The organism is Asaia sp. BMEF1 (assembly GCF_051628905.1).
In the GTDB taxonomy this organism is placed as follows: domain Bacteria; phylum Pseudomonadota; class Alphaproteobacteria; order Acetobacterales; family Acetobacteraceae; genus Asaia.
The window spans coordinates 1727501-1751198 of record NZ_CP157575.1; the positions used below are offsets into that span (position 1 = coordinate 1727501).

Annotated in this window: 22 protein-coding genes (1 of these 22 only partly in view); 14 read left to right on the forward strand and 8 right to left on the reverse strand. The window is 60.9% G+C overall.

Annotated features, from left to right (window positions below; translation table 11 throughout):
• Window positions 1-299, forward strand: partial view of a hypothetical protein gene (locus ABHV46_RS07480; protein ID WP_438380925.1) — the 3' portion only. It extends 112 nt beyond the left edge of the window; 299 of the gene's 411 nt are visible here — the last part of the coding sequence; the start codon falls outside the window, past its left edge; the stop codon is at window positions 297-299.
• Window positions 300-324: 25 nt separating this feature from the next.
• The gene (locus ABHV46_RS07485) at window positions 325-915 is read left to right on the forward strand and encodes a thiamine phosphate synthase (RefSeq protein WP_336947062.1); all 591 of its coding nucleotides are present in this window, start codon (window positions 325-327) and stop codon (window positions 913-915) included.
• Here the strand turns inward: ABHV46_RS07485 and ABHV46_RS07490 are convergent.
• The 3 genes from ABHV46_RS07490 to epmA form a co-directional block, all read right to left on the reverse strand.
• Complete coding sequence (locus ABHV46_RS07490; RefSeq protein WP_438380928.1) at window positions 884-1432, reverse strand: fasciclin domain-containing protein; 549 nt, start codon at window positions 1430-1432, stop codon at window positions 884-886. The genes ABHV46_RS07485 and ABHV46_RS07490 overlap by 32 nt on opposite strands.
• Window positions 1433-1581: 149 nt before the next feature.
• The gene (locus ABHV46_RS07495) at window positions 1582-1995 is read right to left on the reverse strand and encodes a hypothetical protein (RefSeq protein ID WP_336947064.1); all 414 of its coding nucleotides are present in this window, start codon (window positions 1993-1995) and stop codon (window positions 1582-1584) included.
• 113 nt (window positions 1996-2108) lie between these two features.
• Window positions 2109-3092, reverse strand: coding sequence for an EF-P lysine aminoacylase EpmA (epmA, locus tag ABHV46_RS07500; RefSeq protein ID WP_438380931.1), 984 nt, complete (start codon window positions 3090-3092; stop codon window positions 2109-2111).
• A gap of 52 nt (window positions 3093-3144) precedes the next feature.
• Between epmA and ABHV46_RS07505 the strand changes: the two genes are divergently transcribed.
• Window positions 3145-4215, forward strand: a complete 1071-nt coding sequence (locus ABHV46_RS07505; protein ID WP_438380933.1) for a lysine-2,3-aminomutase-like protein — start codon at window positions 3145-3147, stop codon at window positions 4213-4215.
• Here the strand turns inward: ABHV46_RS07505 and ABHV46_RS07510 are convergent.
• Complete coding sequence (locus tag ABHV46_RS07510; RefSeq protein WP_438384305.1) at window positions 4204-5055, reverse strand: DNA/RNA non-specific endonuclease; 852 nt, start codon at window positions 5053-5055, stop codon at window positions 4204-4206. The two genes, ABHV46_RS07505 and ABHV46_RS07510, sit on opposite strands and share 12 nt — an antisense overlap.
• Window positions 5056-5329: 274 nt before the next feature.
• Here ABHV46_RS07510 and efp point away from each other — a divergent pair, with 274 nt between their 5' ends.
• The 10 genes from efp to ABHV46_RS07560 all read left to right on the forward strand — a co-directional run bounded on the left by efp (window position 5330) and on the right by ABHV46_RS07560 (window position 18462).
• On the forward strand, window positions 5330-5893 hold the full coding sequence (efp, locus tag ABHV46_RS07515; protein ID WP_188427543.1) for an elongation factor P: 564 nt from the start codon (window positions 5330-5332) through the stop codon (window positions 5891-5893).
• 120 nt (window positions 5894-6013) lie between these two features.
• Entirely contained in the window at window positions 6014-6844 is an 831-nt protein-coding gene (locus tag ABHV46_RS07520) for an inositol monophosphatase family protein (protein WP_336947069.1), read from the forward strand.
• A 127-nt stretch (window positions 6845-6971) separates the two neighbouring features.
• Entirely contained in the window at window positions 6972-7772 is an 801-nt protein-coding gene (locus ABHV46_RS07525) for a hypothetical protein (RefSeq protein WP_438380936.1), read from the forward strand.
• Entirely contained in the window at window positions 7769-8941 is a 1173-nt protein-coding gene (locus ABHV46_RS07530) for a flagellar motor protein MotA (protein WP_438380937.1), read from the forward strand. Before ABHV46_RS07525 ends, ABHV46_RS07530 begins: the two co-directional genes overlap by 4 nt.
• A 15-nt stretch (window positions 8942-8956) precedes the next feature.
• Window positions 8957-9964 carry a peptidoglycan -binding protein gene (locus ABHV46_RS07535; RefSeq protein WP_438380939.1) on the forward strand — a complete coding sequence of 336 codons (1008 nt, stop codon included), beginning with the start codon at window positions 8957-8959 and terminating at the stop codon, window positions 9962-9964.
• Window positions 9965-10063: 99 nt separating this feature from the next.
• Window positions 10064-11866, forward strand: coding sequence for a translation elongation factor 4 (gene lepA / locus ABHV46_RS07540; protein ID WP_438384307.1), 1803 nt, complete (start codon window positions 10064-10066; stop codon window positions 11864-11866).
• A gap of 65 nt (window positions 11867-11931) precedes the next feature.
• Window positions 11932-13452, forward strand: a complete 1521-nt coding sequence (locus ABHV46_RS07545; RefSeq protein ID WP_438380940.1) for a glycosyltransferase family 2 protein — start codon at window positions 11932-11934, stop codon at window positions 13450-13452.
• Between the two features lie 59 nt (window positions 13453-13511).
• Complete coding sequence (locus tag ABHV46_RS07550; RefSeq protein WP_438380941.1) at window positions 13512-15701, forward strand: AsmA family protein; 2190 nt, start codon at window positions 13512-13514, stop codon at window positions 15699-15701.
• 64 nt (window positions 15702-15765) lie between these two features.
• A complete protein-coding gene (locus ABHV46_RS07555; protein WP_438380942.1) occupies window positions 15766-17007 on the forward strand; it encodes an ectonucleotide pyrophosphatase/phosphodiesterase in 1242 nt (413 codons plus the stop codon).
• 96 nt (window positions 17008-17103) lie between these two features.
• Window positions 17104-18462 (forward strand): NCS2 family permease, encoded by a 1359-nt coding sequence (locus tag ABHV46_RS07560; protein WP_438380943.1) that lies wholly within the window; start codon window positions 17104-17106, stop codon window positions 18460-18462.
• A 255-nt stretch (window positions 18463-18717) separates the two neighbouring features.
• Here the strand turns inward: ABHV46_RS07560 and ABHV46_RS07565 are convergent, their stop codons facing one another.
• Window positions 18718-19050, reverse strand: a complete 333-nt coding sequence (locus ABHV46_RS07565) for a hypothetical protein (protein ID WP_438384502.1) — start codon at window positions 19048-19050, stop codon at window positions 18718-18720.
• On the opposite strand from ABHV46_RS07565, the gene ABHV46_RS07570 reads away from it, so the two are divergent.
• Window positions 18937-19260, forward strand: a complete 324-nt coding sequence (locus tag ABHV46_RS07570) for a M20/M25/M40 family metallo-hydrolase (protein ID WP_438380944.1) — start codon at window positions 18937-18939, stop codon at window positions 19258-19260. The genes ABHV46_RS07565 and ABHV46_RS07570 overlap by 114 nt on opposite strands.
• A gap of 499 nt (window positions 19261-19759) precedes the next feature.
• Here the strand turns inward: ABHV46_RS07570 and ABHV46_RS07575 are convergent, their stop codons facing one another.
• From ABHV46_RS07575 to hpnE, 3 genes are read right to left on the reverse strand one after another with little or no spacing between them, the layout of a single operon-like run.
• Window positions 19760-20389 (reverse strand): hypothetical protein, encoded by a 630-nt coding sequence (locus tag ABHV46_RS07575; RefSeq protein WP_438380945.1) that lies wholly within the window; start codon window positions 20387-20389, stop codon window positions 19760-19762.
• A gap of 1 nt (window position 20390) precedes the next feature.
• Window positions 20391-22373, reverse strand: coding sequence for a squalene--hopene cyclase (gene shc / locus ABHV46_RS07580; RefSeq protein ID WP_336947079.1), 1983 nt, complete (start codon window positions 22371-22373; stop codon window positions 20391-20393).
• Between the two features lie 37 nt (window positions 22374-22410).
• Entirely contained in the window at window positions 22411-23697 is a 1287-nt protein-coding gene (gene hpnE / locus ABHV46_RS07585; protein ID WP_438380947.1) for a hydroxysqualene dehydroxylase HpnE, read from the reverse strand.
• Between the last annotated feature and the right edge of the window lies 1 nt (window position 23698).

The following is a 23698-nucleotide window of genomic DNA, read 5'->3' on the forward strand; positions in this document are numbered from 1 at the left end:
CGGGGCTTGGGCGGATCATGGGATTTCCCTGGTGGCGGGCTTTGACGGATCCGCTTGGCATTCCCGCCATTTTCGACGCTGACGACGCCCCTGCGCTTGCCGCCTCGGCGCTGAGAGGGGGCGCGCGATGGGTCGTCTACACAGAATCGGGTCCGACACTGGAGACACTGATGGCCTTGGCAGCAATCTGCAACGGTCATGTTTTGACAAGCCGCCCCGACGCCCTCACTCTTGGCAGACCGCCCTATAACGCCTACCGCATGGGGCAGCTCTCACAGTATCTGGCGCGCCAAAGCTAAGCGCCCCTCCTGACGGATCTTGCCCATGCTGCCTTGCGAACTCTACCTGGTCACAATGCCCGATTTCGACCCATCGCGCGAATTGGCTGATCTGGCGAAGGTTCTCTCGCGCTGGACACCTGCCGCGCTACGCCTCAGCACCACCGACGAAACCCGTGCCCGGAGCTGCGTCAACGCGATACGCGACACGGTACACGCCCATGGCACAGCGTTGATCCTCACCGATCTGCCAGCACTTGCGCATGAACTCGGCTGCGACGGTGTGCATCTCACCAGCAGCCCCGCCCAATGCCTGACCGCAAGGGAAGAACTTGGCCGCGATCTGCAGCTCGGGGTATTTTGCGGGACGAGCCGTGACGATGCCATGAATGCCGGCGAGCTTGGTGCCGATTATATCTCGATCGCCCCGAATGCGCCCGATCTGGTCGCCTGGTGGTCTCAGATGATGGAATTACCTATTATCGCCGAGGATATAGAGACCGAAGAACAGGCATTGGCCATGATCAAGGCCAATGCCGATTTCCTTGCCGTGCCCCTGAGCTTCGTCGATGCCGACGAGGCTGGAGCGCGACTGACCGCCATCATCAGCCGCGCGGCGGAAGAATTTCCTGGGTGATATAGAGTGTGCCGTTCGATTGCGGCGCCCCGTTAAGCCAAAGCTTCACGACCCGGCCCGTCGCATTCAGCAGCACGAACTGGCCGTCGGACCCGTCGCGCTGAATCGTCAGCATATCGCCTGACAGCGTTTTCAATCCGATCCGGTCGGCTTTGAGCCTGGTCATTGCCTTGTTCAGCGCTTTGGGCGACCAGTTGCCGCGTACGATCGTGAAACCGAGAAGCTGCTTGAGAAGCGCTGCATTCTGCGGAGCCATCAGCCCGCCCGGCACTTGGGCGGCATAACGTTCGAAAGGCTCATTGGGCAGAGCGAAAACGGTATAGGGCCCGTTACGCCCCAGACGCGGGAACATTCCCGTCTGACGCATGGCCTGACGATAATCCGCCAGTTCGAGAGACCCCGAGATATTTTCGATCAAGGGGCGATCCGCAAACGAAAAAGTCGGCGGCTCTTCGTAAGCCACTGGGCTGGAAGTCTCCGTCTTGGTCGAGGCGTGATACATATGCGCGCTGCTCACAGCAGGCATCTGCACAGCCACGAGCGAATTCGGATGCGGAAACGGATCCTGACGCGCGCTACTCTCACACCCCGAAAGCGCGAGAGCTGCACAGAGAAAACCGAGAACTGTCGTTCTTCTTTTTCTTGATGAAACCAGTGTCATGAGACTCAGCACCCGTCTCCACGCATGGTCCAGCCTACGACGCGACTGTTGGTCAGCTCGAACGTGGTTTGGCAAGTCGTGTTGTAATAGCTGGGTGGGAAGCCACCAAAGCCGCCGCCCCAGCCACCATAACCACCCCAGCCGCCGTAACCGCCATAGCCACCCCACGGGCCGCCACCCCAACCCCAGCCCCAGCCCCCTGTGCCGGGGGAGTAATTGGTCTCGTTATCGATATAGGCCAGGAAATCATGACCGCTGGCCTGATAGGTGCGGGTCGGCACACCGAAAGTGCGCAACACGTCCACATCGGCCTTGCCAATCATCGAATCCAGCACCTTGCGCTGCTGAACCGTCGGTACGTCGCACGCCGACAAAGTCAGCAAAGCGGCGCATGAGAGGAAAACTGTCTTCTTCATCATCCTGTTACCCTTTCCGAAGCTGAAGCCGCCTGCCGGATCAGTTCGAAGCTGGCGCCACTCTAGGCAATAGAAACGACTTTGCCCCCAGAAAAGGTTCATGGCTATCCGAAGGTTTAAGAAATCCACATAATGTCACAGAGTCTCGGGGCGCCAACCGCCAGCATGGCGAGCCGGTCGAAGCCTAGAGCGATCCCGCTGCATGGCGGAAGCGCCTCCAGATCGGCCAGAAATGCCTCATCGAGCGGCCAGTCCTGATCGGGGGCGAGCGCCAGACGCCGCGCGCGATCCGCTTCGAAACGCCCCCTCTGTTCCTGCGGGTCCGTCAGTTCCTCGAACGCATTGGCGAGTTCGATCCCGGCCGCATAAAGCTCGAAACGCAGCGCCACACGCGGGTCTTCGGGGTCGCGTCGTGACAGGGCGGCCTGTGCTGCGGGCCAATGCGTCAGAAATGTCGGGCGCTCACGCCCGATTTCAGGCTCGATCCGCTCCAGCAAAAGACGGAAGAACAGATCCTCCCAGTCTTCCCCAGGGCGCAAACCTGTCCCGGCTTCTTGCGCCAGACGCGCAGCATCGTCGCCGATCGCCAACAGATCCACCCCGACATAACGACTGAATGCCTCTGCCATGGTCAGACGCTCGAAAGGCGCCGCAAAATCGAGCGTGTTATCCCCATAGGTCAGACGCGGCGGCAGAAGCGCACGCAGCAGCGCCTCTGTTTCATCCATCAGAGAATCCAGCCCGGCGCCGGGTCGATACCATTCGAGCATGGTGAATTCGGGCGCGTGCAGGGCGCTCTGCTCGCCATTCCGCCAGACGCGGGCAAGCTGATAAACCGGCAGACCCGACGCCGCCACGATGCGCTTCATCGCAAATTCCGGGCTCGTATGCAGAAAACGGGTCTCACGCACGCCATCGGGCCGCTCAAGCTCAGTACGAAAACAGCGCAGATGCACCTCCTCGCCCGGCGTCGGCACGGCATAGGGCGTCTCGACCTCCAGATAGCCGCGTGAATCGAAAAACGCCCTGACACCCCGTAGCAGCAGCGCACGGCGTTGCAGCAAAGGCACCCTGTCGGAAATAGCCGTGCGGCAGGTCATGAAATGCGCTCTCCGGTTGCGAAAACTAAGGCGATTGCAGTACAGCCGCCTCATGGCAGAAAAGGTCAATCCCCCAACACTGCGCAGCGTGGCGCAACTCGTCGCGCATGGGCTCGTGCCTCAGGAGCAGAGCGCGGCGCTCGAAGACGTAGCCAAGGCATTCGCAACAGCTGTTCCGGCCGCTTTTCTCTCTCTGATCGGTCATCCTGACGACCCGATCGGCCGTCAGGTGGTCCCTACTCCCGCCGAACTTCAGACAGCCCCATGGGAGATGCAGGACCCGATCGGCGATGATGCCCTGTCGCCCGTTCCGGGCATCGTGCACCGCTATCAGGACCGCGCCCTTCTCAAGCCGCTTCTGGTCTGCCCGCTCTATTGTCGTTTCTGCTTCCGGCGCGAGCATGTCGGCCCTGATGGCGGCCTGCTTTCCGACGAGGCACTGGCAACCGCCCTCGGCTGGATTGCCGATCACCCGTCTATCAGCGAGATCATTCTGACCGGCGGCGACCCGCTAATGTTGAGCCCAAGACGCCTCAAGCACATCATCGGCGCGCTTTCCGCCATGCCGCATATCCAGACCATACGCATTCATAGCCGCGTGCCGGTAGCCGATCCGGGACGCATCACACCGGCCCTGCTCGACGCACTCGACACGGATCGCGCCATGTGGATCGTGCTGCACGCCAATCATGCCAGCGAGTTGACCCAGCAAGCCCGCGCGGCGCTGCGGCGGATACAGAGTCGGGCCATCCCCGTTCTCAGCCAGTCAGTCCTGCTGCGCGGCGTGAACGATACCGAAGAGGCGCTCGAAGCCCTTTTGCGGGCTTTCGTGACCTCACGAATCAAGCCCTATTATCTGCACCAGCTCGACCCTGCCCCCGGCACGGCGCATTTCCATGTCCCGATCGATGAGGGCCGCGCCCTGCTGGCAAAACTACGTGGTAGGGTAACAGGCCTCGCCTGGCCGACGTACGTACTGGATATTCCGGGCGGCGCGGGGAAAGTACCATTGGGCCCGGATTATTACCGCCCCGACACCCACCCGGGTGTGGTGCGCGACCCCTATGGCTCAACCCATCGCCTCGACGAAGCTCGCCCGGAACGTCCCCCGTCAGAGGGGTGAGTCGCCAGACATCATGTCACGCAAAAGGCGCTTCATGACCTGCATGGTCAGACGGCGCAGCTTGGGCGAGACATGATAGGGCTCGGCCTGCGGATCGGGCAGCTTCGTAATCGTCTCGCGCATCGAAGCTGGCAGGCTCGGGAAGGGATTTACCCCTGTCACCCGCATCAGCGACGCCACCGGCACCTGCGTACAGCTTGGCGTCAGGGTGTTCTTACAGACATAAACCGACAAGGCCTTGCGTTGCGGCAGATAGACCGCCTTCCAGACCGAACTCGGCACAGGCAGGGCGTCGGGACCGAGCGCTGCGGACGACCCACCATGAAAAGCCGGCCCCGTCACCACATAGGCCTCCCCCTCGCTCACTACGAGTTCGCGCACCTGCTTCTCGATACCCGCCCAGAGCCCGCGATTCAGATCGGGCGACTGAGGCACCATATTGGCGAGAGAGAAACTCTCCTGCTGAGAGGCCCGGCTCGGCGCATCGCCACTCGGCGCCATATGCCCGCGATCGAAACCCGAGCGTTGATAATCGGCAAGCTGCGCCCGATCCGCTTCGGGCTGACGGGTCTCTTCATGGAACACGCCCTGACGCAATTCGTGCTGGGCCGAGTGTATCGCATCGCGCGTCAGATGTTCTGCTGCCCAGACAGGCTCATGCGTCACGCCTGAAGCCATGACGGCGAAATCGGTATTGCAGAGAAGCGTGTCGCGCTGCATCGGCGCGGGAGCCGCAAGGCCGGGCGCCACCCCGTCAAGGAAAAACTGCGGACACTCAGCCGCCAAAGCAGGGCGGCAAAACAGAACAACACATAAGACAAGACAGGCGCGCAGACTCATCACGCGCTCTTATCCCCGCAATCAAAATCAAACAACTGGATCGCGTTCTGCCGCCCGCCTCCGAAAAAGGGCTCCCAAAGGGCCACGGCCCTCAGGCGGGGCATGGGGCAGAGTCCCGTCTCTCGCACGCCTGTCCTTTTATGCACTCTCCCCGGCCAGCGCGCGCCCAGACTCCATCTCGCTTGCTCTTGAGCGCCTGCTTCGTTAGAAACCCGCCTTTCACGGCGGCACAGACCCGTCGTATTCACATCACGATTCCCGGGATCTTTCTTCCATGAAGCAGCAGGCAAACCTGATTCGCGCCGGACAGGTTATTGAGCATGACGGTCGTCGCTGGACGGTTCTCAAGCAGCAGATCATCACGCCGGGCAAAGGCGGTGCGTTCATTCAGGTTGAAATGCGCGACCTCAACACGGGCAACAAGACCAACGAGCGCTGGCGTACGGCTGACACCGTCGAGCGCCTGATGACGGAAGACAAGGACTACAGCTATTCCTACACGGATGGCGACAACATCGTCCTGATGGACCCGGAAACCTTCGAGCAGGTCATGCTGCACAAGGACATCTTCGGTGACCAGCTGCCCTTCCTGCAGGACAACATGGAACTGAACGTGAAGCTGGTCGAAGGCGACCCGGTCGGTGTCTCGCTGCCGCCGCATGTCACGCTCGAAATCACCGAGGCCGATCCGGTGGTCAAGGGCCAGACGGCAAGCTCTTCCTACAAGCCCGCCATGCTCTCCAACGGCGTAAAGACCATGGTACCGCCCTTCATCGAAGCTGGAGAGCGCGTTGTCGTCCGCACGGATGACGCCTCCTATGTCGAGCGCGCCAAGTAATATTCTTTTCAGGGGAGTGTGAGGTCCGCCTTCACTCCTCTACCGCGGAACCGGCGCAATCCGGCTCCGTTTCGACCCGACACCCCTGCTCTTTCAAAATCTTTCATCAGGATTATCGCCATGCGCCTCTCGCCGCATATGACCGTCATGCAGAATGCTGCGCAAAAGGCAGCCAAACGCCTCCTGCGCGATTTCGCGGAAGTCGAGCAGCTTCAGGTCAGCATCAAGGGACCGGGCGATTTCGTCTCGCAGGCCGATCTGCGCGCCGAACAGACAATCCGCGATGAACTTGCCCGCGCCCGCCCCGGCTATGCCTTTCTGATGGAAGAAAGCGGCAGTTCGGGTGGCGACAACTGGACCTGGCGCTGGATCGTCGATCCGCTCGACGGCACCTCCAACTTCCTGCACGGCATTCCACAGTGGGCCATCTCGATTGCGCTTCAGCGCCGTCACCCCGATGGTTCGACCGAAATCGCCGCCGCCATGGTTTACAACCCCGCAGCAAACGAAATGTTCTGGGCCGAAAAGGGCATCGGCGCGTTTCTGAACGAGCGCCGCATCCGTGTTTCCGCGCGCCGTGAGCTCTCCGAATCCCTGATCGCGACCGGCATTCCTTTTGCCAAGACTCCTGCCGATCGTCGTCTTCCGTTCGGCCGCACGCTGGCGGCGCTCATGCCGCATGTCGCGGGCTTCCGTCGCTTCGGCGCCGCCGCCCTCGATCTCGCCTGGGTTGCCGCCGGTCGATACGAGGCTTTCTGGGAAATCGGCCTCAAGCCCTGGGACTGCGCCGCCGGTCTTCTGATCGTGCGTGAAGCAGGTGGCTATGTGACCGACCCTGAAGGGCTGGAGATCACCGATCTCGATAATGATGTGACGCTGATCGCCGGGAACGGCAATCTGCACGGTTCGATCCGCAAGATCGTGCTCGACGCCCTGACCCGCAAGGCCTGAGGCGACAGGGAGGGTGCTTTGGTCGCAGGACCTTCCTGAAAAAAATCGCAGGCAAAGGGAACCCGAAGCGCAGAGGCTTCATTCCCCATTGCCCGAGCAGGGGCAGCACGACTAGGATCGCCCGGTCATGAAACGGCCGATCCTTCTCTCCCTCCTGTGCTCGGCCGGTCTTCCGGCCGTCCTGCTGACCTCCCTGCCCGCAGCGGCACAGGTCACCTCCAACGATGACGCGTTGCCCGCTGCCGCGCCCACAAGGCCGGAGTCTTCGAAAAAAGCCCCGCCTGCCGAGGCTCACGCAGAGAAGTCGAAGGCCGCTACGCCTCATGGCACGCCCGTGCGTAGAAACTCCTCCGATATTTCCTCAAACAAGCAGTCTCAGGCTGCTCCTGTTCACGCACCTGCGGCACAGCGTGTCGGTGCTCCGCCTGATGTGCCTGCAGCGCCGCCACGACCCGTCGTCATTGCACCGCCCGGCGTAAAAGTGCCGACCCATCCTCCCGTTCCACCCGAAGAGATCAAGCCCGACCCGAAGGCTGAGGGAAAAGTCGAGGCAGGTCCCAAAGGACTGCGCATACTCTTCGGCGCCAATAGCAGCGGCATGAGCCAGCCCATGATCGACGCGGTCAGAGAAGAGGGCAAAAAACTCGCCAGGCTGCCGACGATCCGTGTCACCCTCTGGGCCTCGGCCAGCGGCTCGACGGAAGATCTCTCGACACCGCGGCGCATTGCCCTGGCTCGCGCGCTGGTCGTGCGCTCGATCCTGATCCGCGAGGGCGTGGCGACCACGCGCATCTATCCGCGTGCGACGGGACTTGCGCCTTCAGGCCCCAACCCGCCCGATCGTCTCGATATCGTCGCTGAAGGCAGCGTCGCTGCACCGCTTTCAGAAGCCCAGTTCGGAACCGCCCCGAGGACATCCACGCCATGACCCGCCCGACGCTCTATCTTCTGCGTATGGGGATCTTCCTGATCCTCGTCGCTGCCGTTGCCGCTTTGCTGAGCAAGACGCTCTACGCCGCCTTCTTTGCCAATCCGGCACTCGACGGCCTTATTCTTGGCGTGCTGATTATCGGCATTCTCTGGAATCTGCGCACTGTTCTGCGTCTCATGCCCGAGGTGAAATGGGTTGATGAGCTGCGTGTCAACCGGACCGGCCTTGCCCAACCCGCCCCGCCACGCCTGCTTGGGGCGCTGGCACGCAATCTGGCAGCCCGCACCACCAGCGGGCGCCTGAGCCTTTCACATCAATCGGCACAGGCAACGCTCGACAGTCTGTCGGGACGTCTGGACGAATCGCGTGATATTTCGCGCTATATGACTAGCCTGCTGATCTATCTCGGTCTGCTCGGCACGTTTTACGGCCTGCTTCTGACCGTCAGCTCCATCGCGGGCGTGATCGGTGGCATGAGCGTCGGTGACGGGAATCTGGACGCCATGTTCGGCCAGCTGAAATCGGGTCTTGCCGAACCGCTCAAGGGCATGTCCACGGCTTTCTCCGGCTCCATGTTCGGTCTTGCGGGCGCGCTGATCCTCGGCTTTCTCGATCTCAATGCCGGTCAGGCCCAGAACCGCTTCTTCAACGAAGTCGAGGAATGGCTGGTCGGCATCACCAAGCAGGGCGGCACGCTGATCGAAGGAGGAGACGCCTCTGTACCCGCCTATGTTCAGGCCCTGCTGGAACAGACGGCTGAAAATCTCGAGACGTTGCAAAATGTCGTCTCACGCAGCGAAGAAAGCCGGATGCAGCAGCTTCAGGTGATGGATGGCCTTCAGGAGCGCCTCAAGGCCATGACGGACCTGCTTCAGTCTAACCAGAAAATGATGAACCGCGTCGCAGAAGGTCAGGCGCTGCTCGGCCCGTTCCTCAAACATGTGGGCGAAGCCGCCACACCCGGCACCGCCGCTTTCAACGATGCGAAAGACAGCCGCGAGCAGTTCGGTCGTATCGAAGGGCATATCGTGCGCCTGATCGACGAGCTTCACAGCGGTCGCGCCCAGATGGCGGGTGAAATCCGCAACGATCTGCGTGTTCTGGCCCGTACCATCGCCGCGACGAGCCCTCAGGGCGCGGCTGCCGTTCCCCCGGCAGCACAGTAAGGCGAGGCATCTCCCATGGCACGACGCTCCCGACGCAGTTCTCACGGTGGTGAACTCAATGCCTGGCCAGGCTATGTGGATGCGCTCTCCACCCTGCTGATGGTCGTGACATTCGTTTTGCTGGTTTTCGTCCTCGGCCAGCAATTCCTGTCCGTGGCGCTCAGCAAACGCACGCACTCACTGGACGAATTGCGCCAGCAACTGACGGCCTTGCAGCACACGCTGTCGATGACCGAAGACAAGAACACCCAGCTCAATGCAATGGTCGCCAGCCTGACGACCGATCGCGACAGCGCGAAACGTCAGGCCGATGTGCTGAGCCAGCAACTCGCCACGCTGAACGGGACGATCGCTGAAAAAGAGCAGGCTCTGGCCGCTGCCGGTCAGGCCACCCAATCCGATCAGGCCAGCATCGCCCAGCTCAAATCTCAGCTTGAGCAACTCAACCAACAGCTTCTCGCCATCGGTCAGGCGCTGGACATCGCCAAAAAGGACGTAACGGCGCGCGATCAGCAGATCACCGATCTGGGCAACAAGCTCAATGTCGCGCTCGCCGACAAGGTAAACCAGCTCAAGCGCTATCGCTCCGAGTTCTTCGGAAGACTGCAGGATATCCTGAAAAACCAGAAAGGCGTCGAAATCGTCGGCGACCGATTTGTCTTTCAAAGCTCCATTCTCTTCCCGCAAGGCAGCGCCGATCTGACGCCTGAGGGCGAGAAAGAGATTGCGGCGCTGGCCCATACCTTCAAGCAGGTCTCGAGCCAGATCCCCAAAGATATCCCCTGGATCCTGCGCATAGACGGCCATGCGGACAAGCAGCCGATCCACACCGCTTTTCCCAGCAACTGGGAGTTGTCGAGCGCACGCGCCATCACGGTAGTGAAGGTGCTGGTCAAGGAAGGCGTCGATCCGCATCATCTCGCCGCAACAGGATTCTCCGATTACCAGCCCCTTGACCAAGGCAATACGGCAGCGGCCTTCGCCCGCAACCGACGCATCGAATTCCGCCTGACAGATCGCTGATCAGACACCTCGACGCGCCCTCGAAACATTGGGGAGAAATCGCATCCTGCCGGTTTCTCCCCAATGACAAGAACGGCGCAATCGCTTATGTATCGCGCCATGACCGGCACGCCCCTCTCCCAGATCCGCAATTTCTCGATCATCGCGCATATCGACCATGGAAAGTCCACGCTGGCTGACCGGTTGATTCAGGCCTGCGGTGCGCTCACGGCCCGTGAGATGAAAGAGCAGGTTCTAGACAATATGGAGCTTGAGCAGGAGCGCGGCATCACCATCAAGGCGCAGACTGTGCGCCTGACCTATCCTGCCAAGGATGGCAAGACATACACCCTGAATCTCATGGACACGCCGGGCCATGTCGATTTCGCCTATGAGGTCAGCCGCAGTCTCGCCGCCTGCGAAGGTTCCATTCTGGTCGTCGATGCCTCGCAGGGTGTCGAGGCGCAGACGCTCGCCAATGTCTATCAGGCCATCGACGCCAATCACGAGATCGTCCCGGTTCTGAACAAGGTCGATCTGCCTGCCGCCGATGTCGAACGCGTCCGCGCGCAGATCGAAGAAGTGGTCGGCATTCCCGCCGATGACGCCGTCGAGGTTTCGGCCAAGACCGGCCTGAATATCGAAGGCGTACTCGAAGCCCTCGTGACCCGCCTGCCGCCGCCGAAGGGCGATCCAAACAAGCCGCTTCAGGCCCTGCTGGTCGATAGCTGGTACGACCCTTATCTCGGCGTTATCATTCTCGTGCGCATCATGGAAGGCACGCTCAAGCGCGGCGACAAGATCCGCATGATGCAGGCAGGCTCGACCTATCACGTCGATCAGGTCGGCGTATTCCTGCCCAAGATGACAGCGGTCGAAACCCTCGGTCCGGGCGAGATGGGCTATATCAACGCCGCCATCAAGACCGTTGCGGATGTGGCCGTTGGCGATACGGTCACCCTCGACCGCACCCCTGCCCAAAAGCCGCTGGCCGGGTTCAAGCCCTCCATTCCTGTGGTATGGTGCGGCCTCTTCCCGATCGATGCCGATGATTTCGAAAAGCTGCGCGATTCGCTCGCCAAGCTGCGGCTGAACGACGCTTCGTTCCATTTCGAGGCCGAGACCTCGGCAGCACTCGGTTTCGGATTCCGCTGCGGATTCCTAGGCCTGCTGCATCTGGAAATCATTCAGGAGCGCCTGTCGCGCGAGTTCAATCTCGACCTGATTGCGACCGCCCCGTCTGTCGTCTACAAGATGCATCTGACCAACGGCACGCAGGAAGATCTGCATAATCCTGCCGACATGCCCGACCCCGGCAAGATCGAGAAGATCGAAGAACCGTGGATCAAGGCGACCATTCTGGTTCAGGACGAATATCTCGGCAGCGTGCTGACGCTCTGCAGCGAACGACGCGGCATCCAGATGGATCTGACCTATGTCGGCAACCGCGCCATGGCCGTCTATCGCCTCCCCCTTAACGAGGTGGTGTTCGACTTCTACGACCGCCTGAAATCGCTGACGCGCGGCTATGCCAGTTTCGACTACCAGATCGATGGCTATGAAGAGAGCGACCTCGTGCGCATCTCGATTCTGGTCAATCAGGAGCCTGTCGACGCCCTCTCCTTCGTGGCGCATCGTACGGTTGCCGAAACACGCGGACGCGCCATTTGCGGCAAGCTCAAGGATCTGATTCCGCGTCAGCTCTTCAAGATCGCCATTCAGGCCTCTATCGGCTCACGCATCATTGCGCGTGAAACGCTGGGCGCCCTCTCGAAAGACGTAACGGCCAAATGCTATGGCGGTGACATCTCGCGCAAGCGCAAGCTGCTGGAAAAGCAGAAGGAAGGCAAGAAGCGTATGCGCCAGTTCGGCAAGGTAGAAATTCCGCAGAGCGCCTTCCTCGCCGCGCTGAAGATGGACTGAGCTGACGCTTCGCCACCACCCGACCGGGCAGAAGCAAAAGCATAAACAAAAAGGACTCTCCCGATATGGCCTCCGCCGCAGCCGCACTTTTCGTTCAGAATGATGCTGACGATATCGGCTGGTGGATGGCCTATCATCTCGCGCTCGGCTTCGACGCGCTGATCGTCATCGACGACAATTCGACCGACGGCACATGGGAGATCGTTCAGAACGCGGCCAGCCTCTATCCGATAGAAGCGCGGCGCGCCTCGCTGGGCGAGGGGAACAGCTTTGCCGAGCGCCGCTCCGAAGCCTTTGGCCACGCTATCGCTTCGTGCCGCTCGCGCTTCGATTGGGTCATCTGCCTCGAAAGCGATGAATACGTCTGTCCAGAGACGGAAAACACGATCGGTGCCTATCTCGATCGCTTCGCCGATGCTGATGCCATCACGCTGCACTGGTCGATTTTCGGTTCGAACAATCATGTCGCCCGCACCACAGCGGCGCCGATTGCCGCCTACACACGCCGCGCGCCCCTCGATTTTGCCGATCATGCGCTCGGTAAACTATTCGTCCGCCCCGAAGCGGTTCAGCATCACGCTCTGGACGGCTGCCATTTCTCTCTGGACGACAGCACCCACCACGTTACCGCCAGCGGCCTGCCCTATGATGCCTCTTCGCCGCCAGGGTGGGAGGGTGCGCGTATTCTGCATTACGTCTCTCGCAACATGACGCATTATACGCGTCGCCTAGCCCGTCTCCCTGCCAATGTGACGGCGCCGGATCTCTGGACGCATTTCAACCGCAACGACGAAGAAGATGTCGCTGCCAGCCGTTTCCTGTCAGCGACCCGCGACCACGCGGCGCGTATCGCCCGCATCGGGCTGGATGCTCTTTTCTGGCGCGTGCGACAGGACATTCAGGCTTTCAGCCCCGGCTTCCTTCCCGAGACGGTTTTTACCATTCGCGACCGCGAGAGCGTGACCGCGGTGCCGAAGCTGGATTGCACTCGGGTCGAAAACGCTGCGGGTGCGCATCTGGCTTTCGATAACCACACGGCCAGCTTCGTATTTGCTGCCCCCTCGGACTCGACGCCGGAGATCGTTCCGGTCTGGCTCGTGATCGAACAGCCAGAGCGCGCCGAAAACACGCGCAGGGGGTTTCTGCTCCTGCCTCACGGCGATGGGCGTCCTGTCAGCGGGGGAGCGCTGTTGACACGCTGGCTACCGCTGCGGGTGGAGGCCATCTCGCCGGAAGACCCCGAATCGGGTCAGCAACAAAACGCTGCCCGCCTGCTTGCCCTTCACGGGGCTGCGGCGTTCGGGCAAGGAAAAGACGGCGCCCTGGGCCTCGATGCCGAGACACCCTTACCGGTTCGTCTCGTTCCGGCACAGGCAGATCGCGCCCTGACCGAGACGTTGACGCCCTATCTCGCCCTGCGCAGCCACGGCAGAACCCTTCGCGATTTTGTGCTCGGTCTCGACCTGCTCCGTACGCCTCAGGCCGATGCTCTCGCCTGCGCCATCGCCTTCCTTGAACCTGAGGCACGCCACGCACTCGAGACGCGCTATACTGGGCTCGTTCCGCTATGGCTCGCCGCAGCCTGACGGAACTCCTCTCCCATAATCTCGTAATCACGGAACAATGACCGACCTGGCGGCGCCGGATGGCTCATGCCCGCGAGAAGCGGGATGGCAATCCGGCGCCCACCTCCAGCAAGACAGACCCCAGTAGAAAGGCAGCGCAAGTGGCAGAAAACGGAACCTCACCGAAAGCGCCGCCTAAACGTCCCGTGCGCCGGGTACTGACCGCCACCGCAGGCGGGATGGCCATTCTGCTAGTGCTGCTGATCCTGCTCTGGAACTGGGACTGGTTTGTGCCCCTCGTGGATCGCCGCGCCAGCGCCGCGCTGCACCGCCCCGTAACCATCGCCCATCTTCATGTCCGTCTGGGCCTGACCACAACAGTCTCGGTGGACGATCTTCAAATCCACCAGCCTGAAGGCTTCGAGTCGGAAAAAGAGCTTTTTGCGAGCGCGAAGAAGGCGACGGTCTCGGTCAATGTCTGGCGCTATATCACCCATAAAGGGCTGGAAATTCCGCTGATCGCTCTCGATACGCCAAAAGGCGATATCGTGGCGCTGGCCAATGGCAGGAATAATTACAGCTTCACAGACCCCAACGCGAAACCTGCGCCAGCTCCGCAGGGCAACACCCAGCCCAGCGCCTTGCCGAAAATCGGCGACGTGGTCATCACCAATGGTGATATCCGCATCGCCATGGCCAAGCTCAAGACCGATATGCATGTGCTGCTGCATACCACCCCGCCCAAAGGCGATCAGGATGGCAGCATCGTTATCGATCTCAAGGGGCGCTACGCCCAGGCGCCGATCACCGGGCATATCGTCGGTGGCTCACTGCTGACGCTCACCAATTCGGCGCGCCCCTATCCGATCGATGCTAGACTCGAAAACGGTCCTACCTATGTCACGCTGCGCGGTTCGGTCGATGATCCGCTGCATTTCAAGGGCACTAAACTCGTCCTGCATTTCGCGGGGCCGGACATGTCGCTGCTATACGGCCTGACCGGAATCCCCATCCCGCAAACACCGTCCTACAGCGTTTCGGGTAATCTCGATTACACCAGCGCGCATATTCGCTTCAGCAATTTCTCGGGCAAAATGGGCTCGTCGGATATCGGCGGCACAATCGCCGTCGATCCGCAGACCAAGCCAATCACGGTCGATGCCAATCTGTATTCGCATCATGTCGATCTGAAGGATCTGGGCGGCTTCATCGGCGCAAAGCCAGGTCATGAAGAAAGCAAGCAGGCCTCAACCAGCAACCGTATCCTGCCCGACAAGCCGATCAACGTGCCCAAGCTGAATGCGGTCAATGCGCATCTCGTCTATAAGGGCGACCGGATCGAGAATAAGAATATGCCGCTCGACAATATCGTTGCCGATATCGCAGTTCAGGACGGCGCAATCGCCATCAACAAGCTCAACTTCGCCGTCGGCGACGGGACGCTTGGCCTGTCTGGCGCACTCGACCCCACAGCGAACGGTCAGTTCAAGACACATTTCAAGGTCGATGTTTCACGCCTGTCGATCCAGCGCCTGATGAAGGCCACAGATACTTTCAAGGGCCAAGGCACGCTGGGGGGTCACGTCACCCTCGCCGCAACCGGCAATTCCATCGCAAGCCTGCTGGGCAACGGCAATGGCGGCGTGACGCTGGTGGTCGATCATGGCGGCGACGTCTCGGCCCTGCTGCCCGATCTGATGGGACTCAAGGTCGGTAGCGCCATTCTTTCTGCGCTCGGGATTCCTACCCGCTCCGATCTGAAATGCTTCATTGCCGACATGCCGCTACGTCAGGGTATCCTGAGCACGAACTCGCTGCTGCTCATGACCAACAACACCCGCACACTGGGCGGTGGCACCGTCAATCTGAAAAGCGAGACGCTCGATTACCACGTCACGACACGCTCGACCTCGTTCAACATCCTCTCATTGCCCGGACGGGTGAATATCACCGGGCCACTCAAGAGCCCGACGATCATGCCGGGGGCGGAGATTATCGGTCGTGCTGCCGCGACGGCGGGGCTGGCGATTGCCTTTCCGCCGGCGCTGCTGCTGCCGACCATCCAGTTCGGCGTTGGCAAGGGTAGCGCCTGCGAAGATGCGCTGGCTCAGGCCGACACCGCCCCGGCTGCGGGCATAAAGCCCGGCGCCACAACTGGGAGCGGTGCGGCAAGCGTCCAGCCCACATCTCGCGGCAAGGCCGTCTCGCAAAAGCCTCTCAGCCGCAAACAGGTCCATTCGGTCTGGCAACAGCGCCTGAAGCAGAACTGATCGGGCGCAAACAAGCGTTAGCAAGACGATTGATCCGCAAGCGCCATCCTGCCAGTCTAGAAGGATGGCGCGCCTTCCCCTTGTTCTGACCCTGTTCCTGTGTCTGGCCGGTTGTGAAACCGGCCCCGTAGCGCCGAAAGCCGAGACGGCTTCAGGCCTGCCGCCTGTCATCATGGTGTCGATAGACGGCTTCAGGCCGGACACCCTGCATCATGGGGACACGCCCGCACTCGACGCACTGGCCGATCAGGGCGTTTTCGCACCGATGCGTCCGTCTTTCCCGTCCATCACCTTCCCCAATCACTATACGCTGGTCACAGGGCTGCGCCCCGATCACCACGGGGTCATCGGCAACACCATGATCGACCCCGATATCCCGGGCGAGGTTTTCAGTGTCAGCAAGAAAACGGGGCTCGACGACCCGCGCTGGTGGGACGACGGCACGCCGGCATGGGTGACGGCGCAGGTCCATGGGCTCATGACCGCAGTCATGTTCTGGCCAGGCTCGGACGTGCCCATCCTGAACACACGCCCAGACATTTGGTATCATTTCGACGCCAGACGCTCCCCCACCCAGCGCGTGGATACGGTGCTGTCATGGTTCGATCGCCCGATCGAGAAGCGCCCCGCACTTTCCTTGCTCTATTTCGACGGGGTGGACCACGCAGGCCATAAATACGGCCCCTTCTCACCGGAAACACGCGCCGCAGCCCACGAAGTCGATACCGCACTTGCGGGTCTGCTAACCGGTCTTGCCCAGCGTCATGTCGCGGCCAATATCCTGATCGTTTCCGATCACGGCATGACACCGCTCAGCCCGCAACGGGTCATCCCGCTCACCAGCCTGGCCCCGGCCCGTGCCATGGAGATCGTGACTTCCGGCCCCTATGCCGGAATCAACCCCGTGCCGGGTCGTGAGCGCGAACTGGCCCATGGGCTCTCTGCCCCGCATGACCACGTTACCTGCTGGCCAAAAGCGCATATCCCCGAGCGTCTGCATTATGGCAGTAATCCGCGTGTCCCAGCTTGGCTCTGCCTCGCCGAAACCGGCTGGACCCTCACGCGAGAGCCGCACGAACATATTTCTGCCGGGGGGCACGGCTATGACATGGCCGCCCCCGATATGATGGCGACATTCATTGCGTCCGGTCCCGCTTTTTCGCCCCACAAGATCCTGCCGAGCATCGATAACGTCGATGTCTATCCGCTGCTCATGATGCTGCTCGGCCTGCTGCCCGAAAACAATGACGGCTCGCTCACCCCGTTGCAGGGTGGTCTGCGCGACACGTATCGCGCCATACAGTGAGAGGGCAGGCAATCGAGGTGTCAAAGCCCTTGTCGCCCCGGCCCCTCCCCACCTAGAAGAACGCCACGTCTCTTTCCTGCCCGGAGCCCGCCCAACGTGACTTCTTCCCCTCTCTCCTCCTGGCTGGATCGCCGTTTCAAGATCGTACAGAGAGGCTCGACGGTTCAGCGTGAAATCCTGGCAGGCCTCACCACCTTTGGTGCGATGGCCTATATCATGGCGGTCAACCCGGCCATCATGGCCAAGGCAGGGCTTGCCTCGCATGACATGATCATGACGACCATAGCCGCCGCCGTCTGCGGCACGCTGCTCATGGCGCTCTTCGCCAACATGCCCATCGCCCTGGCCCCGGCCATGAGCAGCAATGCCATCTTCGCGCAGATCGTCGTCAACCAGATGCATGTCGATGTGCGCACGGCTTTCACCATCGTTCTGCTCGGGGGTGTCGCCTTTACCGCCCTTTCCGTCACGAAATTGCGGCACAAGATCATCCAGGCCTTTCCCGAGCCTATCGTGCTAGGTATTCAGGTCGCCATCGGCATTTTCATCGCCCGCATCGGCATGGTGACGGGCAATCTTGCCGTCGCGGCACCTGACGGTTTCCATTTCGGCAGCCTGAGCGACCCTTCTGCGTTACTCACCCTTTTCGGCCTTTTCCTTGCCGGGGTGTTTATCGTACTGCGCGTTCCGGCAGGGATGCTGATCGCCATTCTGGCCGTCACGCTGGTTAGCCTGTTCGTTCACAAGAACGGCCATCCGGTGGCCAGTCTACCGCAGCATGTCGTGGAGTGGCCTCATTACCCGACCCATCTGCTGTTTCCTTTCAATTTCGGCGATTTCTTCTCGCATCTGGAATTGTTGCTGCCGATCACACTCTATTTCCTGATCAGCGATTTCTTCGATGCCACCGGCACGATGTACAGCGTTGCCAACCGGGCTCGCCTGACGAAGCCCGACGGCACCACCCTTCTCGGACGCGCTGCCTTCGCTGCCGATGGTTCGGCCAGCATCATCGGCTCGGCGCTGGGCACCAGCACCGTCTCGGCCTATGTCGAGAGTCTGGTAGGCGTCGAAGCCGGTGGCAGAACGGGGCTGACCGCACTCATCGTCGCCCTGCTTTTTGCGGCATCGTCCGTACTATGGCCGCTCATCGTCATGATCCCGCCGGAAGCCACAGCGCCGGTGCTCATTCTCGTCGGGCTCTCCATGCTCTCAGCGCTAGGTCAGGCTGCCAATGGCTCGCAGGAAGCGCTTCTCACACCAGCTTTCATGCTTCTGATTGCCGTTCTGACGGGCAATTTCATGATCAGCCTCGCCCTCGGCCTTCTTTTCTACTCCCTGATGCTGCTCGTCACCCGACAGTTCGTCAGACTGACGCCGATGGTTCTGGGTCTCGATGCCGTGTTCCTCTTCTATCTCTTCCTGGTCAGCCAGACCGGGCTCGGACAGGGCTGAACCTCCCCCAAAAAGGGTGTGATCGTCATGTTGTGAAGGGCGCACTCGGTAACGACAGCAGTAAAGGGTCGTTGACATAGGCAAGCAAGGATTCCCGGCCTGGAATCCTTCATCAAGAGAAAGAGGCTTGCCACCGTTTCATCCCTTCTGAACGATCTCGCGCCGCTCAGGGACGAGTTCATCGCACTCCGTCACGATCTGCACACTCATCCCAAACTCGGCTTCACCGAGAAGCGCACAAGCGATCTGGTCGCCTCAAAACTGGAAGAATAGGGCTATGCCATCGAGCGCGGATTTGGCGGCACGGGTCTGGTCGCTACCCTGCGCAATGGCAGCAGCAAGAAGATCATCGGGCTGCGGGCCGAAATGGATGCGCTGCCGATTGTCGAGACGACCGGCCTCTCCTGGAGAAGTGCGCAGACTGGTGCTAGGCCGCATCGCTGATATCGCGACGAACACGGCGGCAGCCTTCGAGTGCCGGCCCTCACCGAGCATCAGAATGGCAGCCCGATTCTGGTCAATGGCGCCCAGGCCATCGATTTCGTCCGTGAGACGGCCGCTGAGATCGTTGGGGCCGATCATTGTCATGACAGCCCTCCCTTCATGGGGAGCGAGGATTTCGCCTTCATGCTTCAGGCCCATCCCAATGGTTGCTACTGGTTCGTCGGCAATGGCACCGAAGGATGCAACGGCACGCCGCTGCATAATGGCGGGTTCGATTTCAACGATGCGAACATCATCCCAGGCGCGGCACTTTTCGTCGGACTGGTAGAAAAATATCTCGCCCCGCCTCGCTGAGACCGCTTGATCCAATGCCTTCGATATGAGGGGCGTATCGTCCCGCCAGGAACGACTACAGCTTCGGGCAGGGCGCGCCTTCAGCGGATGAAGTGAGACCTCACGCAGGTAGACCAACCCGGTTCCGGCCTAGGTGGCCTAGCGGCGAGCAGTGCCCTGAGCTGCAATTGCGGGCCGCGCCTATCTGCGCCTCCCGCCTTCACGCAAGGATGAATAAAAAAGACAAAGATAAACTTATTATATTTTCTAATTTAAAGTCTCTGCCTATTTTTGGACAAAGTATTATCGTCCATAATAGGTGTGATACCGGGAGCGTGATGCAAAACTTCCCCGGTATCACACCTGCTTTACGGATATTTTCGAAAATTTCACCGTGTAGAACACGGCTTCCGTGTTTCGGCAGCCTGCCTCGTCTGCGCAGCCGCGCATCACCTGGCGCACAGGCCGGAAAATCCCCGCCTGACGGCTTGCGGGCCTTTCCTTGCTCGACTGGTTGAATTCAGGCCGATCGCTTCAGGAAAAGGGCCATTTCATCGCGCGCTGCCTTGGCATCGCGACCAAGGGCGATCAAATCGCTGATCTGGCCCGGCTGACGCATGAGACTGCGCATCAGTTTAAAAGGCGATATCCGCCCCTCAGCCAGCACATCACGCGCAGCAGGAGGCAGATCACGTTTCGAATCGTCGCAGACGACACGCAGAACTGCGAAGGGCAGGCCAGTACTAGCCACAAATCCGCTCTCCATGTCGACAGCCAGACATCCGGTCTGAGCGTGAAGGGCGCTTTTATCGGCTGCCGTCGCTACGAGCCCGTCGCTATGCAGCATACCACCATGCAAGACGCCCGGCTGCCCTACGCCGAAGTCGCGAGAGAGCGCGGCATCGGTCTTGATGGGCGAACCGTTCACCAGCACCCATTGCGGAATGATGAGGGCACCCGGCATTAGATCGGGCGCCAGTCCAGCGGCGCAGCCGAAAGACAAAAGACTGGTTGCCCCGTTTTTCAGAAGGCGCTCGATCGCTGCCTGCGCGCCCGCCGCGTTAGCGCCGCTGATCGCTACGGGCGCATCGGGGCAACGCGCCCGTATCAGGCGCGCCTCGGCTTTCAGACCGACGAGAATGCCGAGCATATCAGAAACCGTGCTCGACCCGGCCCGAATTGCTCAGTCCAAGATTGCGGAACCGCGATAGCGCCATGAGCGGGAAGAACTGCTTGTAGCCGTGATAGCGCAGATAAAAGACCTTAGGGAAACCGACCGCGTTATATGGCTTTTCCTGCCATTCGCCTTTTTCGTCCTGCTGCGAGACCAGATAGGAAATGCCGCGCTGAACGGCCTTGCCATCACGCTGCCCCACGGCCATCAGGCCCAGAACCGCCCAGGCGGTCTGGGTTGGCAGGCTCATATCGTACTCGCCCGGCGCTGCGCCTTCGTAAGAGGCGCAATCTTCGCCCCAACCGCCATCCTCTCGCTGCTTGCTCTCGAGCCACTCGACAGCGCGAAGCACCGCCGGATCGTCATGTGGCACACCGGCAATATTGAAGGCACAAAGCGCAGACCAGGTGCCATAGATGTAGTTCGTGCCCCAACGCCCGAACCAGCATCCCTCAGCCTCCTGCTCGCGACGCAGATAGTCCAGGCCACGCTCGATTACGGGACGATCCTCAGCAAAACCCAGCTCACACAGGAAGGAGACGCAGCGCGCCGAAACGTCAGCAGTCGGCGGGTCAAGCAGCGCGCCATGATCGGCGAAGGGAATATGATTAAGCGCCTCGAGATCGTTATCGATATCGAAAGCACCCCAGCCGCCATTTGTGCTCTGCATCCCGATAATCCACTCGCGAGCGCGTGAAATGGCTTCGCGATTGCCTTCGGGGTCCTCGCGATTGAGCAGCATACCGACCACCGCCGTGTCATCCACGTCGGGATAGTAATCGTTTTCGTACTGGAAAGCCCAGCCACCGGGCCGCACATCGGGGCAATTGATGGCCCAGTCGCCCTTGACGTTCAGAATCTGGCGCTGGCGCAGCCATTCCATGCTGCGCTGAAGGCGCTCGCGTGTTTCCTTCGGACGCGTGGCGTCGGGACCCGAAGCTGCCTCTGCCATGGCGATGCCGGAAAGCCCCGTATCCCAGACAGGCGATACGCAAGGCTGGCAGTAGGTCTCATCCTCTTTCTGGACGAGAAGCTCCTGAATACCCTTCCAGGCCAGTTCGACGCGCGGGTCGTTATCGGGCACGCCCAGCTCGCGATACATCATCACGACATTGGCCATGGCCGGGTAAATTGCGCCGAGTCCCCCCTCGCCGAGCCGCGGTTCGATGAAATCGATTGCCGCCTTGACCGCTTTCTTGCGCAAAGCAGGCGGAAAACGCGGCTCGATAGGGCGCAGCATCATATCGACCTGCTTGAATACGCGCCCCCAGATCGAACGGTACGGCCCTCGAATCCAGTCCTTTACCTCTTCAGGCGGGGTAACGAAGAGTTCCTGGATGTGAATGTTGCGCGGGTTGATGGCGCGCGGTTCGAGCGTACGCAGCACCAGCAGTGGCGCTACCACGCAGCGCGACCAGTAGGACATGTTCCACATCGAGAACACGGCTGCCTTGGGCATGAGCATCAGCTCGACAGGCATGACCGGCGTAGCACGCCAAGGCACTTCACCAAACAGCGCCATCTGGATACGGGTAAACACGTTCGTCCGCGCCGCACCACCACGATCGAGAATGGCCTCTCGCGCGCGCTTCATGTGCGGCGCCTCGATGTCGTCACCAATCGCCTTGAGCGCAAAATAGGCCTTCACCGAGGCGGAAAGATCGAACCCGCCATCATGGTAGAGAGCCCAGCCGCCATGCGACCCCTGAGTACGACGCAGATAGACGCCGATGCGCGCCTGCTTCTCATCGTCAATCCGGTCGAGATAATGCTCGAGCAGGACGTATTCGGCAGGAATGGTCGCATCGGCTTCAAGCTCGAACACCCAGTGGCCATCGTCATTCTGCCTGTTGGCAAGCGCGGCATGGGCGGAATCGATAGCCTGACGCACCTGGCCTATATCCGCCTCAGCCGGAATTCCGGTCTCATGGCGCTCCAGAACGTCGGAATAGATCAACATTGCCCGCCCTTGTCCTTTCTACAACTCGATTTCGATATCAGTGTGACAGACCCAGAGCCCTGATGGCCTCTGTGCCCGAGCGTATCGCCCCTTCGATTGTCGAAGGTAAACCCGTCTGGGTCCAGTCACCGGCAAGCGCCAGATTATCCAGACCGGTCTTAGCCTGTGGCCTCAGCCGATCCTGCGCCGGTGTGGCAGCAAAGGTTGCCCGCTTTTCGCAGACGAGACGCACAGGCGGCACCGTCTCGGGCAGAGTCTCGACCAGAACCGGCCCCACCGCCTGACGGATTTCCGACCAGATCGTGGCAATCAGCTCGTCATTATCGTGCGCAGCATAGCGATTTGCCGCGCTTACAGTCACGGAAAGAATCGCGCCCTTGAGATAGACCCATTCCGCCACACCACCAACGAGCCCCACAAATCCGACCTTGCCCAACATACCACGCGCGGTGACAGGGGCTGGCAGGCGGTAATGGACGTTGATGATGCTCTCATATGCATCGGGCGCAGTGAAGCCGGACAGATGCGGTTCGAGCAAGGTGCGGGCCACGGGAGAAGGCGCTGCAAACACCACCTTGTCTTCCGGACCGAGAGCGATGGTCTCGCTGGCAGTTTTCAGCCCGACCACGCGTCCACCCTGCACATCGAGCCCCGCGATACGCGTACCGCAATGAACTTCACCCTGAAGTCGCGTCAGATGGGCGATCGCCGGATCGACAAAACTCTCCGACAGCCCTTCCGCCGGGTACCAGGGACAGCAGGCGGCCCCGCCAAGGGCGAGGGTCTCTCGAACAATAGCAGCCAGAAGCGTGGCGCTTGCCGTTTCGAGCGGCGTGTTGAGCGCCGAGATCGCGAAGGGTTCCAGCAATCTATGGGTCAGCATCCCGTCACCCATGAAGGCACTGACCGTCTGATCCGGGCCAGCCTTGAGCAAACGCCCCAGAACCGCCAGCTCAGAGAGTTTCATACCCGGCACGCGACGACGCCGGGAAAACGCCCAGAATGGCACTCGTCCCTTCGATAGCTGAAGCGTCCATGCCGTATCGGTCGAGAGATCGAACCAGGGAAAAAGCGGCGCTCCGGGACCAGTCAGGGTTTTCTCAGCACCGATAAGACCGAGATAGCGAAAACTCGCCCTGTTGGCCGAAAGCAGAAGATGGTTGCCGTTATCGATACGCGCATCGAGCGCCTTGTCATAATAGGAGCGCGCCCGACCGCCGCAGGCGGGCCCTGCCTCGTAGATCGAGACGCGAGCGCGCCCGATGACGTCGACCGCAGCGGAAAGACCGGCCAGACCGCCGCCTATGATATGAACATGGGTCATC

Bases quoted from the DNA above. Each gene is read 5' to 3' on its own strand.
- ABHV46_RS07555 (WP_438380942.1), top strand. From the start codon at position 15,766: ATGGCGCGCCTTCCCCTTGTTCTGACCCTGTTCCTGTGTCTGGCCGGT.
- efp (WP_188427543.1), top strand. From the start codon at position 5,330: ATGAAGCAGCAGGCAAACCTGATTCGCGCCGGACAGGTTATTGAGCAT.
- epmA (WP_438380931.1), bottom strand. From the start codon at position 3,092: ATGACCTGCCGCACGGCTATTTCCGACAGGGTGCCTTTGCTGCAACGC.
- ABHV46_RS07510 (WP_438384305.1), bottom strand. From the start codon at position 5,055: ATGAGTCTGCGCGCCTGTCTTGTCTTATGTGTTGTTCTGTTTTGCCGC.
- ABHV46_RS07495 (WP_336947064.1), bottom strand. From the start codon at position 1,995: ATGATGAAGAAGACAGTTTTCCTCTCATGCGCCGCTTTGCTGACTTTG.
- ABHV46_RS07545 (WP_438380940.1), top strand. From the start codon at position 11,932: ATGGCCTCCGCCGCAGCCGCACTTTTCGTTCAGAATGATGCTGACGAT.
- ABHV46_RS07530 (WP_438380937.1), top strand. From the start codon at position 7,769: ATGACCCGCCCGACGCTCTATCTTCTGCGTATGGGGATCTTCCTGATC.
- ABHV46_RS07520 (WP_336947069.1), top strand. From the start codon at position 6,014: ATGCGCCTCTCGCCGCATATGACCGTCATGCAGAATGCTGCGCAAAAG.
- ABHV46_RS07550 (WP_438380941.1), top strand. From the start codon at position 13,512: ATGGCTCATGCCCGCGAGAAGCGGGATGGCAATCCGGCGCCCACCTCC.
- shc (WP_336947079.1), bottom strand. From the start codon at position 22,373: ATGTTGATCTATTCCGACGTTCTGGAGCGCCATGAGACCGGAATTCCG.
- ABHV46_RS07575 (WP_438380945.1), bottom strand. From the start codon at position 20,389: ATGCTCGGCATTCTCGTCGGTCTGAAAGCCGAGGCGCGCCTGATACGG.
- ABHV46_RS07525 (WP_438380936.1), top strand. From the start codon at position 6,972: ATGAAACGGCCGATCCTTCTCTCCCTCCTGTGCTCGGCCGGTCTTCCG.
- hpnE (WP_438380947.1), bottom strand. From the start codon at position 23,697: ATGACCCATGTTCATATCATAGGCGGCGGTCTGGCCGGTCTTTCCGCT.
- ABHV46_RS07535 (WP_438380939.1), top strand. From the start codon at position 8,957: ATGGCACGACGCTCCCGACGCAGTTCTCACGGTGGTGAACTCAATGCC.
- ABHV46_RS07485 (WP_336947062.1), top strand. From the start codon at position 325: ATGCTGCCTTGCGAACTCTACCTGGTCACAATGCCCGATTTCGACCCA.
- ABHV46_RS07565 (WP_438384502.1), bottom strand. From the start codon at position 19,050: ATGACAATGATCGGCCCCAACGATCTCAGCGGCCGTCTCACGGACGAA.
- ABHV46_RS07505 (WP_438380933.1), top strand. From the start codon at position 3,145: ATGGCAGAAAAGGTCAATCCCCCAACACTGCGCAGCGTGGCGCAACTC.
- lepA (WP_438384307.1), top strand. From the start codon at position 10,064: ATGACCGGCACGCCCCTCTCCCAGATCCGCAATTTCTCGATCATCGCG.